The sequence below is a fragment of the Lawsonibacter sp. JLR.KK007 genome (genome assembly GCF_036941135.1).
Lineage (GTDB): Bacteria > Bacillota > Clostridia > Oscillospirales > Oscillospiraceae > Lawsonibacter.
On record NZ_JAYWSY010000001.1, the window covers coordinates 1,567,015 to 1,584,271 of the forward strand.

Annotated in this window: 18 protein-coding genes and 1 tRNA gene; 11 read left to right on the plus strand and 8 right to left on the minus strand. The window is 58.5% G+C overall.

Features of this window, described 5'->3' with window-relative positions; genetic code table 11:
* Positions 1–64: 64 nt before the first annotated feature.
* The 6 genes from VV088_RS08635 (at position 65) to VV088_RS08660 (ending at position 4,707) form a co-directional block, all read left to right on the plus strand.
* Positions 65–1,390 carry a sensor histidine kinase gene (locus tag VV088_RS08635; RefSeq protein ID WP_334600291.1) on the plus strand — a complete coding sequence of 442 codons (1,326 nt, stop codon included), beginning with the start codon at positions 65–67 and terminating at the stop codon, positions 1,388–1,390.
* Entirely contained in the window at positions 1,387–2,124 is a 738-nt protein-coding gene (locus VV088_RS08640) for a LytR/AlgR family response regulator transcription factor (RefSeq protein WP_334600292.1), read from the plus strand. The genes VV088_RS08635 and VV088_RS08640 overlap by 4 nt, the downstream gene beginning before the upstream one ends.
* A 126-nt stretch (positions 2,125–2,250) precedes the next feature.
* On the plus strand, positions 2,251–2,430 hold the full coding sequence (locus VV088_RS08645) for a DUF6440 family protein (RefSeq protein WP_334600293.1): 180 nt from the start codon (positions 2,251–2,253) through the stop codon (positions 2,428–2,430).
* 86 nt (positions 2,431–2,516) lie between these two features.
* On the plus strand, positions 2,517–2,963 hold the full coding sequence (locus tag VV088_RS08650) for a hypothetical protein (protein WP_334600294.1): 447 nt from the start codon (positions 2,517–2,519) through the stop codon (positions 2,961–2,963).
* 130 nt (positions 2,964–3,093) lie between these two features.
* Positions 3,094–3,486 carry a hypothetical protein gene (locus VV088_RS08655; RefSeq protein ID WP_334600295.1) on the plus strand — a complete coding sequence of 131 codons (393 nt, stop codon included), beginning with the start codon at positions 3,094–3,096 and terminating at the stop codon, positions 3,484–3,486.
* Between the two features lie 582 nt (positions 3,487–4,068).
* On the plus strand, positions 4,069–4,707 hold the full coding sequence (locus VV088_RS08660) for a hypothetical protein (protein ID WP_334600296.1): 639 nt from the start codon (positions 4,069–4,071) through the stop codon (positions 4,705–4,707).
* Positions 4,708–4,939: 232 nt separating this feature from the next.
* On the opposite strand, the gene VV088_RS08665 is transcribed toward VV088_RS08660, so the two are convergent.
* The 4 genes from VV088_RS08665 to VV088_RS08680 form a co-directional block, all read right to left on the minus strand.
* Positions 4,940–5,161, minus strand: coding sequence for a helix-turn-helix domain-containing protein (locus VV088_RS08665; protein WP_334600477.1), 222 nt, complete (start codon positions 5,159–5,161; stop codon positions 4,940–4,942).
* Positions 5,155–5,781 carry a DUF2975 domain-containing protein gene (locus tag VV088_RS08670; RefSeq protein ID WP_334600297.1) on the minus strand — a complete coding sequence of 209 codons (627 nt, stop codon included), beginning with the start codon at positions 5,779–5,781 and terminating at the stop codon, positions 5,155–5,157. The genes VV088_RS08665 and VV088_RS08670 overlap by 7 nt, the downstream gene beginning before the upstream one ends.
* An 84-nt stretch (positions 5,782–5,865) precedes the next feature.
* Positions 5,866–6,006, minus strand: a complete 141-nt coding sequence (locus tag VV088_RS08675; protein WP_334600298.1) for a hypothetical protein — start codon at positions 6,004–6,006, stop codon at positions 5,866–5,868.
* Positions 6,007–6,160: 154 nt separating this feature from the next.
* Positions 6,161–6,236 (minus strand) — tRNA-Thr (locus tag VV088_RS08680).
* Between the two features lie 269 nt (positions 6,237–6,505).
* Between VV088_RS08680 and VV088_RS08685 the strand changes: the two genes are divergently transcribed.
* Both VV088_RS08685 and buk read left to right on the plus strand, forming a co-directional pair.
* Complete coding sequence (locus VV088_RS08685) at positions 6,506–7,405, plus strand: bifunctional enoyl-CoA hydratase/phosphate acetyltransferase (protein WP_334600299.1); 900 nt, start codon at positions 6,506–6,508, stop codon at positions 7,403–7,405.
* Positions 7,406–7,414: 9 nt separating this feature from the next.
* A complete protein-coding gene (gene buk / locus VV088_RS08690) occupies positions 7,415–8,506 on the plus strand; it encodes a butyrate kinase (RefSeq protein WP_334600300.1) in 1,092 nt (363 codons plus the stop codon).
* A 40-nt stretch (positions 8,507–8,546) separates the two neighbouring features.
* On the opposite strand, the gene VV088_RS08695 is transcribed toward buk, so the two are convergent.
* Positions 8,547–9,308: a phosphoenolpyruvate-utilizing N-terminal domain-containing protein gene (locus VV088_RS08695; protein WP_334600301.1), complete on the minus strand. Its 762-nt coding sequence runs from the start codon at positions 9,306–9,308 to the stop codon at positions 8,547–8,549.
* 248 nt (positions 9,309–9,556) lie between these two features.
* On the opposite strand from VV088_RS08695, the gene VV088_RS08700 reads away from it, so the two are divergent.
* A complete protein-coding gene (locus tag VV088_RS08700; RefSeq protein WP_334600302.1) occupies positions 9,557–10,738 on the plus strand; it encodes a pyridoxal phosphate-dependent aminotransferase in 1,182 nt (393 codons plus the stop codon).
* Between the two features lie 127 nt (positions 10,739–10,865).
* Here VV088_RS08700 and VV088_RS08705 read toward each other — a convergent pair whose 3' ends face one another.
* The 3 genes from VV088_RS08705 to VV088_RS08715 all read right to left on the minus strand — a co-directional run bounded on the left by VV088_RS08705 (position 10,866) and on the right by VV088_RS08715 (position 14,517).
* A complete protein-coding gene (locus VV088_RS08705) occupies positions 10,866–12,863 on the minus strand; it encodes a TRAP transporter permease (protein ID WP_334600303.1) in 1,998 nt (665 codons plus the stop codon).
* Positions 12,856–13,359: a DUF1850 domain-containing protein gene (locus VV088_RS08710; protein WP_334600304.1), complete on the minus strand. Its 504-nt coding sequence runs from the start codon at positions 13,357–13,359 to the stop codon at positions 12,856–12,858. The genes VV088_RS08705 and VV088_RS08710 overlap by 8 nt, the downstream gene beginning before the upstream one ends.
* Before the next feature lie 99 nt (positions 13,360–13,458).
* On the minus strand, positions 13,459–14,517 hold the full coding sequence (locus VV088_RS08715) for a TAXI family TRAP transporter solute-binding subunit (protein WP_334600305.1): 1,059 nt from the start codon (positions 14,515–14,517) through the stop codon (positions 13,459–13,461).
* 271 nt (positions 14,518–14,788) lie between these two features.
* Here VV088_RS08715 and VV088_RS08720 point away from each other — a divergent pair, with 271 nt between their 5' ends.
* Together VV088_RS08720 and VV088_RS08725 are read left to right on the plus strand one after the other, a co-directional pair.
* Positions 14,789–16,513 carry a LytS/YhcK type 5TM receptor domain-containing protein gene (locus tag VV088_RS08720; RefSeq protein WP_334600306.1) on the plus strand — a complete coding sequence of 575 codons (1,725 nt, stop codon included), beginning with the start codon at positions 14,789–14,791 and terminating at the stop codon, positions 16,511–16,513.
* Positions 16,498–17,214, plus strand: coding sequence for a LytR/AlgR family response regulator transcription factor (locus VV088_RS08725; protein ID WP_334600307.1), 717 nt, complete (start codon positions 16,498–16,500; stop codon positions 17,212–17,214). Before VV088_RS08720 ends, VV088_RS08725 begins: the two co-directional genes overlap by 16 nt.
* Positions 17,215–17,257 lie beyond the last annotated feature (43 nt).

Here is a 17,257-nt window from a genome sequence, read left to right on the forward strand (position 1 = left end):
TGGCTTGTCATGGACAAAATTCCCTCCATGTGGTATGATAGCCCGCAGAAAGGAGGCGCCCGCTATGCTCACACTGGAGGATTATCTGTTTCAATTTACAGTATCCCTGATCTCCCATGCCGTCCTGGTGGTCTATCTGTTTGTGATTATGGACGCGCGGGGCCGACGGGTGGTGAGAAAGCTGCCCGCCCTGCTGCTCTCCCCGCTGCTGGCCACCCTGCTGGATGCGGTCTTGTATGCGCGCTTTCCCGACCACTATGTGTTCCGCTATTGTGCGTTCTCCTGCGCCATCCTGCTGATGTGTACCCTGTGGATTCGGTGGGCGTGGCGGATCGGGTTCTGGCACGCCTTTGCCGCCGCGTGCATGGCGGGCATGTTCCAGGTGGCCGCGTCCGGCCTGGCTCAGATATTGCTTCTGGACAGCGAGATCCCGTACACGGTGTTGATCGCCGTCTATGGCGCTGTGGCGCTGGTCTCCGCCGCGCTGCTGCGCCGGCTCCGCTTCGGGCGCTGGTTCCGCCTTCTGCTGGAGGACAGCTCCGTCCAGCGCCGCATGGCCCTGTTCTTCTTTGGCCTGGAGGCGGCTATGGAGGCATTCTCTCTTTTACAGGAGGGAATCCAGCCGGAATATCTGGTTCCCTACTACGCGCTTGTGCTGGTGATGGCGGGGCTGGCGGTGGGGCTGGTCATTTACCTGTCCCAGCGGCTGGACGCCTCCCGGAAGATGGAAGTCCAGCGGGACGTCATTGCCCAGCAGCAGCTCTACGAGCGGGATTTGGAGGCGATTCAGCGGGAGGTGCGGGCGTTCCGTCACGACTACAAGAATTTGCTGGCAGGGCTGTCTGAACAGGCCGGGAAAGGAGAATTGGATGAACTTCGGGCCTCCTTGTCCCAACTGGACGCGGGCTTTGACCAGCACATCGGAGAGAGGATACAGGCCTCCGTCCATCTGGGCAATGTGAGAGTCCCCCAGGTGCGCAGCCTCCTGCTGTCCAAGCTGGCAGCCATGAGAGAAAAGAAAATCGACTGCCGCCTGGAGGCGCTCTACCCTGTGGAGCGTATCGGAATGGACCCGTGGGACTTTACCCGCTGTCTGGGCATTCTGCTGGACAACGCCGCCGAGGCCGCTTTGGAAGCGGAAACGCCCTGGGTGGAGATTGTCCTGCTGTCTCAACAGGACAGGCTGTCTCTGCGGGTGTCCAACCCCTACAATGGTGCCATCGACCCGGATCGAATCTGGACGGAGGGCTTTTCCACCAAGGGAGAGCGCCGGGGATTGGGACTGCCCAGCTATCAGCGGATTTTGAGGGACTATCCCCATACGGTCGCGTCCACAAGCTGGGCCAATGGCGTGTTTGTCCAGGAATTGGTGGTGGAAGAAAAAGCATGATTGCAATTTATCTTTGTGATGATGAGGAAAGTGTTCGTCACCAGCTCAAAACCGCCCTGGAGTGGAAAATTTTCGTGGAAAACTACGACATGAAGGTGGTTTGCGCCGCCTCCACCGCCCAGGCGCTTCTGGACGCGGCGCAGGACAGCCGCCGGGGCGTCTACTTCCTGGATGTGGATTTGAAGGACGGAGCGTGGGACGGCTTTACGCTGGGGCGGGAGCTGCGGCGGCGGGACCCTCATGGCACGCTGATCTACATTACCAGCTATGGCGATCTGGCCTGGAAAACCTTCCAGTACCATTTGGAGGCATTTGACTACATCGTGAAGGAGGGAGAACAGACCGGCCCTGCCGTTGCCCGCTGCCTGGAGGCGGTCCACGCCCGCTTGCTGGACGAGCGCCATGACCCGGCAGAGATGTTCTCTTTACGAACAGGTGATGAAACTCGCCACATTCCCCTGGCCGACATTCTGTTTTTTGAGGCCGCTCCCAAAGCTCACCACGTATATCTTCATACGGCGGACAGCCGTCTGGATTTCGTGGGCAGTCTGAACGAGCTGGAAAAGGAACTGGGCGGACGGTTTGTCCGGGTCCACCGGTCCTTTCTGGCGGCATGGGACAAAATTGAGACAGTGGATGGTAAGGGAAATCAGGTCCGGGTCGGGGGCAGAATATGTTTGCTGTCCCGAACCGGAAAGGCGGAATTGAAGAAGAAATTGAGAGGGAGCGTTTGAGGCTCCCTCTTTACTTTTGCCGCTCAGGAAGAATTTGTGCCGTTTGGGAAATTCGGCCCCCGGCGTGGCCGGGCAGTGGTATGCTCTTCTTCGCGGACAGGCGGGACGAGAAAGGAGGGAAACGCAATGGCAAAGGAGCGCTTTGTGGAGGTCTATAACCAGGGCATTGTGAATGTGATGAAAGTCGTCGTCGATACAGAAACCGGCGTGAATTATGTGCTGGGCTCCCACAATAAAGCAAGCGGCACGGGGATGACCGTGCTGGTGAACGCGGACGGCAAGCCCATCGTCACCCCCATAAACTGAACGAATCCATCCAATTCGGAAAACACGAATTCATCCCGCCCGCCCGCGCCAACCATAAAGTTCAACGATGTAGGAGGCACATAACCATGGCAACAGAAGTCCAGAAATTCACCCAGGCGGCGGGATACAAGCCGCTGGAGGACCGCTGTATCATCGTCAAATACGCCCCGGAAAACCTGAGCGAACAAATTACGGCATTTTTTAACTCGGAATTTTATGTTCTCCAGATGTGTGAACACGAAATCATCCTGCTCCCCTTCAACACCACATGGGGCAATCTGCGTAAAGATGTATCCCTGGTCCTTCCCTATGGGGACATCCAGTGGGTGGAGCTGAAAGACGATATGCTCAACACGGTCATCACCATCCGCACCGAGTCGGACACCATCCGTCTGACCACCCAGCAGGCAGAGCTGAGCGACCTGCGGAGTTCCGGCATCTACGCCAGTATTTATTCCGGTTTCTTCAAAAACTGGCACAAGGAAAACCTGGATGGCACACTGAAGGCGCTGACTGAATTAGGAAATAACTGATCTCATCTTTGTAGGAATTCAGTATGGATAAAGGCGAACGAAAACTGACAGAAAAAGAATTGAAACGCATGGAAAACGGAGGGCTAAAGCCGCCCATTTTTGAGAACACAGCGGTATCCGGGAATATATTTTGCTGGAAGATGGCTCCATAGGCTACTGGGGAAGCGAGGGAGCGTGTGGTAGGATTGCGGATAGCCTACATGACTTCTTTGAATTTGTGATACGTTGCCCATATTGGCAGGATTATCTTCGCGAGGAAGCATATCAGGATAGAGAACGACTGGGCGAGTTTGCAAAAGAAAACTATGAGAGGCTTAGAGAAAGTTTTCAGGAAAATGGGGTTAGTCTGCCTGAAACACAACAGAAATTGGCAGACTTTTTGGGAATTGAAAAAAATGCAGATGTTGTAGATATTCTAATGCGGTTTTATTCCTGCACAAAGCGTGAACCCCGTTTCATCCAAACTTATACAGAAGATGATGGAAGTTCGTTTAGCGGTACAGGTTCGCTGTTTGACCGATGATCGTTTTCCTGTTTGTCGGGCAAACAAAAAACTAAAACAGGGCGGCGGTGACAGGCATTAACTATCCCGCCGCCCTACTGTTATCGCTCCATATCCTGCGCCCTGCGGGGCTGCTGCTCCCGCTGTTCCTGCCGCAAGATGTTGTAAACGCTCCTGCGGATTTGCTCGGCTTCTTTCACTTCCCCTTTCAGTGCGAGATACCGCCGGTTGAGCGTTTCCCTTTCGGCGGTCAGCTTGGCACACTCCGTTTCCCATACTTTTACCGGCAGGGCGGTCTTGCCGATTATCACAAAAGCAAGGGACGGGGCGCAAGCCCGTTACCCTTGCGCCCCGCCCCCGTTCCGGCTCTCGTCTGCGCCGCCCCACTGTGCTGGATGGGCGGTTTCGATGAAAAATGCTCCCGCCGGTTTGATATGCTCCCCCTATAAGCGACAGTTTGCTTTTTCTCTGTCTCTTATAGAGGGAGCATATCATTTTTTGGCAGGAGCGAGGTTGATGTTTTGAAATTCTTTGGTTAATGATGGTGGAAAAATGACGATCGTTGTGGTAGACTGTATACAAGCAACAGTTAAGGGGGAATGAGTGAATATGCGGTATGAAATAATTCAAACACAACCGTATAAAGAAGCTGTTTTTGCAATTCGGAAAAGTAGTGGAGAAAATATCGGAAATGCTGTGCGGCTTCAAAAAGGAAATAATGGATTTACGGGCTTTGAAGTTGAATTTTTGGATTACCACATTCGTATGAAATACATGACTTCGTTATGGTTTAGGTGGAAAAATGGGCTCAAATTTTGGAGTCCTTTGGGTAACGCAATATGTTATTTCTTTCAAGATGACATCAAATGTGGCGAACTTTGTAAATATTCCAACGGAACCTATGTGATGCAGATGAACGATCAATTCTATACCATGGGTACAGTCGGCTTTGGGAGTGAAGGCATAAAATTCCCCGTTTTTGAGGGGGAGTTTAAGAAAACGGCAACACGGGGAAAACAGATTGCACTAATCGAAACGCCTAATCTGGCCCAGAAATTAAATAACTATGAAATCACTGCTTTGGGAGAATGGGAAGGCTTAGTTGCCGCACTTTATGGCATTTATGTAGATTATGTGACCTTTTCTATCAATGATTCGCATTATAGAAAAACATATCTTGATACATTTAACAAGCAAAACTCGCTGTATGACCCTGCCTTTAAGGGACAGATAGTTGATTAGCACAAAACTACCACTTCTTATTGACACTCCCCCGTAAACGCCCGCCGTCCAACGAGGCCAGGAAGAATAGCACTCCCCGGCCTCGCTCCGCAAGCCTGTTACCCTTGCGCCACGCTCCCGTCTGCGCCGCCCTCCTGCGCTCAAATCAGGGAAATGGGAACGATCAGGTTCTTCTGGCCACAAGTTCCTATCGGTAACGTAATATTTCTTTGTTGGATGATAGAAAACTTGCTTAATTGGGCTGCTCTTCATCCTCAACATACTCAAGAATATCTCCTGGCTGGCACTTCAAAACCTTGCAGATGGCGTCTAACGTGCTGAATCGGACGGCTTTGACTTTTCCGGTCTTTAAGTAAGAGAGATTGACGTTTGATATGCCAACTTGAGCTGCAAGGTCATTCAACCGCATTTTTCTGTCCGCCAGCACCCGGTCGAGCCGAATAATAATCATAATGTATGATCCGCCTCGTCCTGCAAATGCACTCCGTACTGGATGATGTATGCGGCTACAATAAATGCAATACTGGGAATCAGCATATTGAACATAGCCTGTCCTGTGGCAATAGACATTCGACCATCAGACACAAGGTTGGTAAGCCCGCAAATCATCAATTTGAGAAAGGGCACAAGCACGGCGGCCGAACACTGAAGCAGCCCATAATAAAGCAGATAAGCTGCATTTTGTTCTGTGAAGATTTCTCCTCTCCGTATGTTTGAAAATACACGGCTCAGAAACCAGAACGCACAAATCATTGGAATCGTGGTGACAGCATACATAAGCGATAGTCCAACCTGGATTGTCAAATCAATTTGGTCATCGCTGTTTGTCCAGACATGAATATCATCACCCATGTAAACTGTCATACTGCGGGAATGGGAATTGTGATTTTCTTCTGCATAAATTGCACGCTCAAAGGTTCCCGATTTTGTATGCAGGAAAAATGTTTGACGCCCCATAAAACTAAGAATCGTGCATAGGGCATAAAAGCACATGACAAGGTAGCATATAAGTTTCATAAACCGGGCGGCAGATTTTGCGAATCGTTCATTTGTCAATTTTTGAACAAATTTCATCGTGTATCACCTCAGATTGATCATAGCATCACTATTCGCATTTGTCAAGAATTATTTAATGATAATCATTAAATAATTCTTGTTTTATTCCTTCACCTGCTCGCCCCAGCGGATCGGACATTTCCTTTTCTCGTCCAGCGCGCGGCGCGCCAGGAGGGCCAGCAGGTTGTAATCGACGCCGAATTTCTCATAAGTCTGGTCGCGGCCGGTGGCTAGGCCCTTCATAAACAGGTTTCTCCTTTGCCATCACCTTGGCAGCAGATTGGACTCCAGGCTGCTGCAAATGATGATGGATATGAACACTCTTTACATACATTCTTACGTGTCAAGTACATTTAAACCAAAAAACCCGCAGGAATCTTTAAATTCCTGCGGGTTTTGGAGCTGCTGGCCGGATTTGAACCGGCGACCTGCTGATTACGAATCAGCTGCTCTACCGACTGAGCCACAGCAGCATCTTATGAGGAGTGGCCGTATGCCATGATCCTGTTTTTTACCCTTATCAACAGCCAGCACTCCCATCATTACACGTGATGTGCCCTGCCATTGAACCACACTAGTATGCTGTTCAGATGCTCCGCCATTGGGCTGCACCAGCACAGTAATTGATATTATACCGAAACCAGGCCCATACGTCAAGAGGGAAGTGAGCAATTTTCTGCTATACTTTTTTCGGCATCAATGATAGAATGAAATGAACACCAAACAGAAAAGGGGATATTCTATGGCCATTGTCGGCTTTTCCCAATTAAAGTCCCGCCTTCACAACCTCCCGCCCAAGACAGCTGTGGTGGCGGCCGCTCACGACGAGCACACCCTTCAGGCGGTCTTCGCCGCCCGACGGGACGGACTGATCCGTCCCATTCTGGTAGGACGCCGGGAGAAGATCCTGGCTCTGGCCCGGGACCTGAACGAGGAGCTGGACCCCGCCCAAGTGGTAGACGCCCCGGACGATGGGGCCTGCGCCGCCAGGTCGGTGGCCCTCATCCGCTCGGGAGAGGGGGCTATGCTCATCAAGGGAATGCTCCAAACGGGCACTCTGCTGAAGGCGGTGGTCAACAAGGAGACGGGAATCCGGGCCAGCGCGGTGATGTCCCACGTAGCCATTTTGGACGTGCCCAGCTACCACAAGCTGCTCTACGTCACCGACGGCGGCATGGTGGTGGCTCCCGATCTGGAGCAGAAGCGGCACATTTTGAGAAACGCGGTGGACTTCTGCCGGTTCTTGGGGTATGACTGCCCCAAGGCCGCGGCCCTGTGCGCCGTGGAGACGGTGACCCCCTCCATGCCTGAGACGGCGGACGCCGCCGCTCTGAAGGCCGAGGGGGAGCGGGGAGATTTCGGCCCCTGTTTGGTGGAGGGACCCATCGCCCTGGACCTGGCCACCGACGCCCAGGCCGCCCAGGTCAAGGGCTACCACAGCCCGGTAGCCGGGGACGCCGACATCCTGCTGGCCCCCTCCATCGCGGCGGGCAACCTGCTTGGAAAATCCCTGTACGGGCTGGCCGGGGGCGAGATGGCCGGAGTGGTCCTGGGCGCGCAGGCGCCCATCACGGTCAACTCCAGAGGCGCTGCGGCGGAGGAAAAATACTGGTCCATCCTGATCTGCGTGGCCATGAATTAGGAGGTTTTTATGTCCTTTGATCTGTTAGTGCTGAATCCCGGCTCCACCAGCACCAAGGCGGCGGTATACCGGGACGAGCGCCTGCTGAAAACACGCAGCATGGTCCACACCAACCAGGACCTGGCCCCCTACCCCGCCCTCAACGATCAGCTGGACTACCGGGTGGGCATGGTGCGCAGCTGGCTGGCTCTGGAGGGCTACGACCTGTCTCAGCTGTCCGCCGTAGTGGGCCGGGGCGGCATCATCCCCAACATCGTATCTGGGGGCTATCTGGTGGACAGCGCCCTGGCCGACTGCCTGCTCCACCACACCGTCTTTGACCACGCCTCCAATCTGGGGGGCCTGATGGCCCGGGAGTTCGCCCAGCCGCTGAACATCCCTGCCTACATCTACGACGCCGTCACCAGCGACGAGCTCCTCCCCGAGGCCCGGGTCACCGGCTTCAAAGAGGTCACCCGCACCAGCTTCTGTCATGTCCTCAACGCCAGGGCTACCGGCCACAAGTACGCCCAGGCCATGGGACGGCGGTATGAGGAGATGAACCTGGTGGTGGCCCACCTGGGGGGCGGCATCTCGGTGTCCGCCCACAGCCACGGGCGGATCATCGACTCCGTGTCCGACGACGCGGGACCCTTCTCCCCCGACCGGGGCGGCAGCCTGAACATGCTCTACGTGCTGGACCTGTGCTACTCGGGAAAATACACCAAGGCGGAGATGCTGAAAAAGCTCCGGGGCGAGGGGGGCATGTCCGCCCTGCTGGGCACCCACGACTGCCAGGAGGTGGAACGGCGCATCGCCGCCGGAGACGAGTGGGCCGCTCTGGTCTATCAGGCCCAGGCCCTTCAGATCGCCAAAGGGGTGGGCACCATGCTGGCCTGCTTCACCGGTCTGATCGACGCGGTCATCCTCACCGGCGGGCTGGCCAACTCCAAGCTGCTCACCGGAAAGGTCATGGAGTACCTCCACAGCCTGTGCCGGGTGGTGGTGATCCCCGGCGAGAACGAGATGGAGGCCCTGGCCCTGGGCGGTCTGCGCATCCTCCGGGGCGAGGAGGACGTCCACCAGTTTCATCCCGTATGTCCCATTACCCAGGGAAGCTGACTATAGCAAAGGCCCTTGGCTGAGCCAAGGGCCTTTTTCCTTATTTTATGCTGAAGGCCAAGCTTTTAGGCCGTCCGTTGGCCTGATAGAGCTCCCGCAGCTGGTCCAGCTGCTCCTGGTCCGGGTCTATGTACACGTCGCCGGTGTAGCCGTCCATCAGGGCCAGCCGCCCCTCGCACTTGGGGGTAACGTTCACCTCTACAATGGCGGGGATGTGGTAGGCCCGCACCAGCATGGCGGTGTGGCTGTCCAGGCTGCCCTTCCGGGTGATGAGGCCCAATAGGCGGTGCTGGTCAAAGTCCATCACCTCACTGGGCAGATACTCGTCGGACACCAGGATGGCGGGTTCATCCATCAGCAGGGTCTGCCGCCCGCCCATCAGCGCCCGGAGCACCCGCTGGGAGATGTCCCGGATATCCACCGCCCTGGCCCGCATATAGGGGCTGTCCATGGCGGCGAAGGCGGCGGAAAAACTGATCTCCGCCATCTGGACGGCGTATTCCGCTGTGGCCCCCTGGCCGTTGATCAGCCCGCGGACGGTCTCCACATAATCGTGGTCCTCCAGCAGCATGGCGTGGATCAGGAAGATGGAGGCCACTCCATCCCCCACCTGGTGCAGCGCCCGCTGATAGAGGGTGGTCAGCTCCAGGATGGCGGTCTGCTGGGCCCGGTGAAAGCGGTTGACCTCCTGCCGCCAGTCCCCCTGGGTGTACAGCTGAACCTGGGGCGTGGGCCGTCGGTAGAAGCACAGCCGGCCGGCTACGATCTGCTCCATGATGGCCTTTCCTTTCAGCACCTGCATTTCGCCGCCCCCTTTCCAAACGCTGGTCCGGTAAGTTTGAAACGATTATAGCCCCGACCGTTTCCTTTGTAAAGGTCAGATTTTTCCAAATTTGTTATGTTTGTATAAGATTTCTTTGGTGCGTTCACCTTCTTTTACAATATTTAGCAAATTTTGTGGGGGTTCCTGCTCCGGACGGCAATTTTCCCGCTTTACTCCAATAAACCGCTGTGATATAATAGAGCAAGTTTATTGTAGGAGGTTTTTGCATGGTTTCTGAACGAATGAAGGGGCTGGGCACCGCCCGCTCCGTAATCCGCGAGCTGTTTGAGTACGGCAAGGTCCGCGCCGCCCAGGTGGGTGCGGAAAACGTCTTTGACTTCTCCATCGGCAATCCCAGCGTCCCCTCCCCCGCCGCCGTCAATGAGACGGCCATCCGCCTGCTCCGGGAGCAGCCCGATCTGATCCACGCCTACACCAGCGCCCAGGGCGCTCAGGACGCCCGCCAGCGTTTCGCTGACTCCCTGAACCGCCGCTTTGGTGCCCACTACACCGCCGACCGCTTCTACCTCACCGTGGGGGCCGCTGCCTCGCTGTGCTGTGTGCTCAACGGCCTGTCCTGCCCCGGGGACGAGTTTGTGGTCTTCGCCCCCTACTTCCCCGAGTACAAGGTGTTCATCGAGGGGGCCGGAGCCACAATGGTCCTCATCCCTCCCGAGATCGACGCCTTCCAGATTAACTTCGACGCCTTCCAGCAGGCCGTCACCCCCCACACCAAAGGCGTCCTGGTGAACAGCCCCAACAACCCCTCCGGCGTGGTGTACTCCAAAAAAACTCTGGAGCGGCTGGCCGCCATCCTCACCGAGAAGAGCCGGGAATACGGCCACCCCATCTACCTCATCTCGGACGAGCCCTACCGGGAGATCGTCTACACCGGGGTGGAGGTCCCCTGGGTCCCCCACATCTACCGGGACACCATCGTATGCTACTCCTTCTCCAAGTCCTTGTCCCTCCCCGGCGAGCGGGCCGGATACGTGCTGGTACCCCAGGAGGTGACCGAGGGGGACGACGTCTACGCCGCCGTGGCGGGAGCGGGCCGCTCCCTGGGCTACGTGTGCGCCCCCAGCCTGTTCCAGCAGGTGACCTCCCTGTGCTGCGACATGACCTCCGACATCCGGGTCTACGAGGAAAACCGCAACCTGCTGGTGTCCTCCCTCCGGGAGATGGGCTACCACGTGGTGGAACCGGGCGGAGCCTTTTATCTGTTCCCCCGCACCCTGGAACCCGACGACAGAGCCTTCAGTGAGCGGGCCAAAAAGCTGGACCTGCTGATCGTGCCCGGCAGCGGCTCCGGCGCGCCCGGACATGTACGCATCTCTTACTGCGTCCAAACCGAGACCATCCGCCGGGCTCTGCCCAAGTTCCAGGCCCTGGCCGACTCCTACAAGTAAGACCGGACCGGACAACGGCTTTTTCCGCAAAAGGCGGCCGCTTTCAAAACTGAAAGCGGCCGCTTATTCCTTCCATGATCATCCCTTGATTTCAATGCAGATCAGCGGAAGCGGGTCCTCGCTTCTGTCAGGCCGCCGAGGGGGACGGGCCGTCGTGCCGGTGGAAGACCAGCTTCTGGGCCAGTATGATGATGACCAGACAGGCGATGCCGATCACGTCGGTGATGGGACGGCTGTCGATGAGCAGCAGCGCGCCCGCAGCGGAGACAAGCCTCAGAACGACATGCATCCGCCCAAAGAGGTAGCCTTCCACAAAGGCCGCGATGAGCACCACGCCGATGCAGGAGGTGAGCACCACCTGGATCCCGCTGAGGATGGTCACATTCTCCAGCAGAAGCTGGGGGTTGTAGATGAACATAAAGGGCACGATGAACCCGGCCAGGGCCAGCCGCACCGACTGCCAGCCCGTCTTCATGGGGTCGCCTCCGGACAGACCGGCCGCCGCAAAGGAAGCCAGAGCCACCGGGGGAGTCAGGTTGGCAAACATGGCAAAGTAGAAGCAGAACATATGGGCCGCAATGTCGGGAATCCCCAACTCCACCAGGGCGGGGGCCGCGATGGTGGCGGTGATCAGGTAGGAGGGGATGGAGGGCAGGCCCATGCCCAGGACCATACAGGTGACCATGGTGAAGAACAGGGTCAGCATCAGGTGGGTCTTGCCGATGCTGATGATGGCCCGGGCCACGTTCAGGGCAAAGCCGGTCTGGCCGCAGACGCCCACCACGATGCCCACACAGGCGCAGGCGATCCCCACCGAGATCATGGACTTGGCGGCGTTGGCGAAGGCGTCGCAGATGTCCTTCAGGGACATGCGGCTGATGGGCCGCAGCTCCGCCACTACGATGGTGACCAGGATGGTCCAGAAGGCGCTGGCGATGACCGTCTTGCCGCTCCAGATCAGCATGTACAGCAGGAAGATGATGGGGATGAGCAGGTGGCCCCGCTCCTTCATCACCTGGCCCACCTTGGGCAGCTGGTCCTTGGGGATGCCATGCAGCTGGTCCTTCACGGCCCGCATCTGCACCTGGATGATGATGCCCAGGTAGTAGATCAGGGCCGGGATGATCGCCGCCTTAATAACCACCCCGTACTTGACGCCCAAGGTCTCCGCCATAACGAAGGCGGCGGCGCCCATAATAGGGGGCAGCAACTGGCCGCCCACCGAGGCAGTGGCCTCCACCGAGCCGGCAAATTCCTTGGAGTAGCCGGTCTTCTTCATCAAGGGGATGGTAAAGGCGCCGGTGGTGACCACGTTGGCTACGGCGGAGCCGTTGATGGAGCCCAGGAAGCCGGAGGCCAGCACCGCCACCTTGGCGGGACCGCCCTTGGTGTGACCGGCCAGGGCATTGGCGATGTCATTGAAGAACTGGCCCATGCCGCACTTGTTCATGACCTCACCAAAGATGATGAACAGCACGATGTAGGTGGCCGACGTGGAGATCGAGGTGCCGTAGATGCCGTAGATGTCGGTGGTCAGGTAGACCACGATCCGGTTCCAGGTATAGCCCCGGTGCATGAACACCCAGGGGAAATAGCGGCCGAAGAGGCCGTAGAACAGGAAGACGGCGGACAGGATGGACAGCGCGGGACCACAGACCCGGCGGGAACACTCCATCACCAGGAGGATCAGGAGGGTGCCCATCACGATGTCGATCATCTCCCCCTGGAAGCCAGTGGAGATAAAGGTGTTGTAGCGGGCAAACACATACACCGGCATGCTGGCAGACAGAAGGACCAGAATGCAGTCATACCAGGGAATGCGCCTGCGGCTGGCCTTCTTGAAGGCGGGGAAGTAGATAAAGCCCAGCACCAGGATCAGGCCCACATGGATGGCGTAGTGCTTCAGGTTGATCAGCTGGACCATCCGGATGCCGGAGGCGTAGGCCAGATGGTACAGCGTGAAGAAGAGACACAGCACATAGACCACTTTTTTCAAAAGCTCGCTGTCAAATGTGCGGGTATTGGACTCCTTCTCGTATTTTTTCATGATCTCCTCGCCCTTGGCGGCGTCCAGCGGAGCCGCGCTGTCAGGGATGGAAGTCACTTTTTTTTCTTGTTCAGCCACGGAACAGATACCCCCTCGTTGTGATGATTTCTCCCCGAATCCTGCTGGCGTCGGGCAGGGTCCGGAAATCGAACACCTCCACTCCGTTGATGGAGAAGCCCTTCATATACTTGTTGGATGTGATCCAGCTGAAATAGGGGAACAGGCTGTTGATGTCCTCCATCCAGACCAGGCCGTCCTCGATCCGGGTGGGGACGCTCATCTCAGCCGGCACGCCGGCGCCGTAGCCGCCTACGGCGATGGTGTCCAAATTAAACTGCAGATCACCTGTGACTGTGTAGAACTCCAGCCAGGGGAAATGCTCCGCGGAGTGCTCGATCTCCAGCTGAAGCTGGTCTCCGGCCTGAATGGGAACCGAGAGCACCACCTGACCGCTGTCCCGGTCATACAGCTGAAACCAGGCGCCGGACGGAGCCAGAAAGCCCCACCAGACAACCCCCGCCGCCAGCGCCAGCAGCGCGGCGGCCAAACACACGCGGTTTCGTTTGATTCTCATACAAAAAAACTCTCTCACTTACACACAGGAGCGGCGCGGGGACGGTGTGCCGCCGCCCGCACCGCTCCGGCTCAGGGTCAAAATCGTACAGCTGTAAAATTAGTCGAGGTAGCCGTTGTCTCTCCAGAAGGCCTCGGCGCCGGGGTGCAGGGGCAGGGTGATGTCGTCCACGCCGAAGGTGATGTCGATGTTCTCGTTGGCGGTGTTGTGGGAGTTCTTGATGGTGCTGATGTTGGCAAAGATGCCCTCCAGCATGTCGTAGACCATCTCGTCGCTCAGGTCCTCACGCACCAGCATGATGTTGTACACGAAAACGGACTCCACATCCTCGGTGTTGTTATAGGTGTTGGCAGGGATGGCGGAGGCGGCATAGATGGGGTTCTCGGAAATCAGCTTGTCGCGGCCGGCCCCGTCGATGGGCACCACCACCATGTCGTAGGACACGCCCAGCTCCATCACGGTGGCGTTGGGCAGGCCGGAGGTGACGAACACGGCGTCACACTGGCCGTTCTTCATGTTGTCGATGGCCTCACCGTAGGCCAGGTAGTCGGGGGTAATGTCGTCATAGGTGATGCCGTAGGCGGCCAGGATGGTGCGGGCGTTGACTTCAACGCCGGAGTTGGCAGCGCCTACGCCTACGCGCTTGCCCCGCAGGTCCTCCACGGAGGTGATGCCGGTGTTGGCGGTGGTGACCAGCTGCACGTAGTTGGGCCACAGGCGCATCATGGCCCGCAGGCCGGCGGCGGGAGTCTGGTCGGCATAGGCGTCAGTGCCGGTGTAGGCCTGCATGCACACGTCCTGCATGGCGATGGCGATCTCGCAGTCGCCGTTGAGGATGTTGGTGATGTTCTGGCCGCTGGCGTTGGTGGCCTCAGCGGAGGTCTGGTAGCCCCAGTCGTTCAGGGCGGTGGCAAAGGCGCCGCCGATGGGGTAGTACACGCCGGAGGTGGGACCGGTGCCCACGGTAATGAACTCCTTGGCGCGCTCAGCCTCCGTCAGGCCCTTGGTCTCGCCGCCGGTCTGGCTGCCGGAATCAGCGCCGGAGGTGGAAGGGCTGCTGGCTGCAGGCTTGCTGCTGGCGGCTCCGGTGCCTCCGCCGCAGGCGGTCAGGGACAGGCTCATCGCGAGAGCGAGGGTCAGTGCAAGGATCTTCTTCATTCTCGTTCTTCCTTTCTTTCAATCAAAGCTTGCGGGTGCAATAGGAATGCTGCGGGAACGGGCCTGGTCAGAGATCGGTCCATTCCTGTTCGGCTGACATTTTATCCCTTTTCCAGCCGTACGTCAATAAAATCGGGGAGTACGGTAGAAATAGATGGGAGAACGGTGAAAAATCGAGGGTCAACGGGACCTCCCGCCTTGCAATCGGCAGCCAGTCGTGTTACACTGGTGGCAGCACCGATATCTTCATTTCCAGGGGGAGGCCGCCGCTTTGACCATCATTCAGGACGATCTGCTGTTTTATCTGCTGACCAACGCCGGCCTGCTCCTGCTGGCCGCTACCATGCTCACCGAGCTGCGCCCTCTGCGCACCGCGCTGAAGCAGCAGGACCGGTCCGTCCCCAATCAGCTGCTCCTGGGGCTGATTTTTGGGTTGCTGTCCATCGCCAGCACCTACACCGGGCTGAATTTTCAGGGGGCCATCGTCAACACCCGGACCATCAGCACCCTGGCCGCCGGGCTGGTGGGCGGCCCCCTCACCGGGGTGTCCGCCGGAGCGCTCAGCGGCCTGCACCGCTACTGCTACGCTCCCGGGGGCTTCACCGCCCTGTCCTGCGGCCTGGGCACCGCCTCCTTCGGGGTACTGGGGGCGGTATGCCACCGGTGGTTCTCCGTCCTCACCGCCAGACGGAACTGGGCGCTGGTGGGTCTCACCTTAGCGGCCGAGCTGCTCCAGTGCGCGCTGATCCTGGCCCTGTCCCGCCCCTTCGAGGCCGCAGTGGCCCTGGAAAAGGCCATCCTTCTGCCAAAGATCGTGGTCAACTCCCTGGGGCTGGTGGCCTTTATGGCCACCCTGGACCGGCTGAACCGCAGCCTGACCATCGAGCTGGTGGAGCAGCAGGCCATGGCCCTCTTCATCGCTCAGACCTGCCTGCCCTACCTCCGGGAGGGGCTGGGCAGCCGCTCCGCCCTCCGTCAGGCGGTGGAGATCGTCCGCGGCAAGCTGTCCGCTGTCCAGGTGGCCATCACCGATTTGGAGGAGGTACTGGCCGCCAGCGGCGGGGAGCTGACCGGCCAGCCCCTGCCCCCCTTCGCCCGCCAGGCTGCGGAGGAGAAGCGGCCCGTGGTGATCCAGGACGGCTCCTGGCCCCTCCGCCCCTCCGGCGCCGCCTCCATTGCCGCCCCGCTGGTCTGGGACGAGCGGGCGGTGGGCACCCTGATCCTGGCCGTCCGGCTGGGACCCAACCTGATCCTGGAGGCGGAGCGGCGCACCGCTGAAAGCCTGGCCCAGCTGTTCTCCTCCATGCTCGAGCTGGGGGAGCTCCAACACCAGGTGGAGCTGCGCCAGCAGGCGGAGCTGAAAGCCCTCCAGTCCCAAATCAACCCCCACTTCCTCTTCAACGCCCTGAACACCATCTCCGCCCTGTGCCTCACTGACCCCAACCGGGCCCGGGAGACCATCCTGGTGCTGGCCAACTACTTCCGCCAGACCCTGTCCATCAACGAGCCCTTCGTCACCCTGGAACAGGAGCTGGACAATGTGGACAACTACCTCTTCCTCACGGAGGCCCGGTTCGAGGACGCCATCCATGTCACCAAGGAGCTGCCCGGCGACCTGACCCGGCTGCGTCTGCCTCCGCTGATCCTCCAGCCCATTGTGGAAAACGCAGTGCGCCACGGGGGCGTGGCGGTGGACGACCGCCGGGTCCACATCCAGATCCAGCAGGACGAGGAGCGGGCTTACATCCAGGTGTCCGACCAGGGGAAGGGCTTCCCCACCCAAGTGCTGGAAAAGCTCCAGGACCCGGACGACCCCAGCTACACCGGACTGTTTAACGTCCGCAAGCGGCTTCGGAGCATCTACGGGGACCACTGCCCCTTCTCCATCCAAAGCACCCCCTCCGGCTCCACGGTCTCCTTCTCCCTCCCCCTGTCTCCCCCGGCCCGGACGGGGATCTCTATGCAAAGGAGTGACGTCCCATGCGCATCGCCGTGATCGACGACGAAAAATATTCCCGGGTGGAGCTGATCCACCAGATCCGCCAGTGCCTGCCCCAGGCGGAGATCCAGGAGGCGGGCAACGGGGTCCAGGCCATGGCCCTGCTGGAGAAGGAGACGTTTCACATTCTGTTCATCGACATCCATCTGGGGGACATGGAGGGGACCACCGTGGCCGCCCTGGCCCGGCGGCTCATGCCGGAGGCAAAGATCGTCTTCGCCACCGCATACTCCGAGTATGCGGTCACCGCCTTCGAGCTGGGTGTGGACAACTATATTTTAAAACCCTTCGACCCCGCCCGAATCCGTCAGGTGCTGGAGCAGTACAGCCAGACCGCTTCCCCCTCTCCCCTCCGCAGCGAGGACCGGCTGGCCATCAGCAGCAACCGGCACACCATCCTCCTGGACGTGGACGACATCGCCTACATTGAGACGGACGGCTCCGGCCGGGGCTGCCTTCTTCACACCCTGTCCGGGGAGGAGTACACCGGCAACTCCCCCATGTCTGAGTATGAGAGCCGTCTGGAGGGCCGGGGCTTCTACCGCATCCACAAGACCTGCCTGGTCCGGCTGAAATACATCCAGGACATTTTTCCCTGGAACAACAGCAGCTTTGCCCTGCGGGTCCGGGGCTCCTCCAGTCCCCTGCCCATTGGCCGGGACCGAGTCAAGGAGCTGCGCCGCCGCCTGCACATTTGAAGCCCGCAAAGGATATGTAAGCTATGGACGGCGCCTGCCAGCG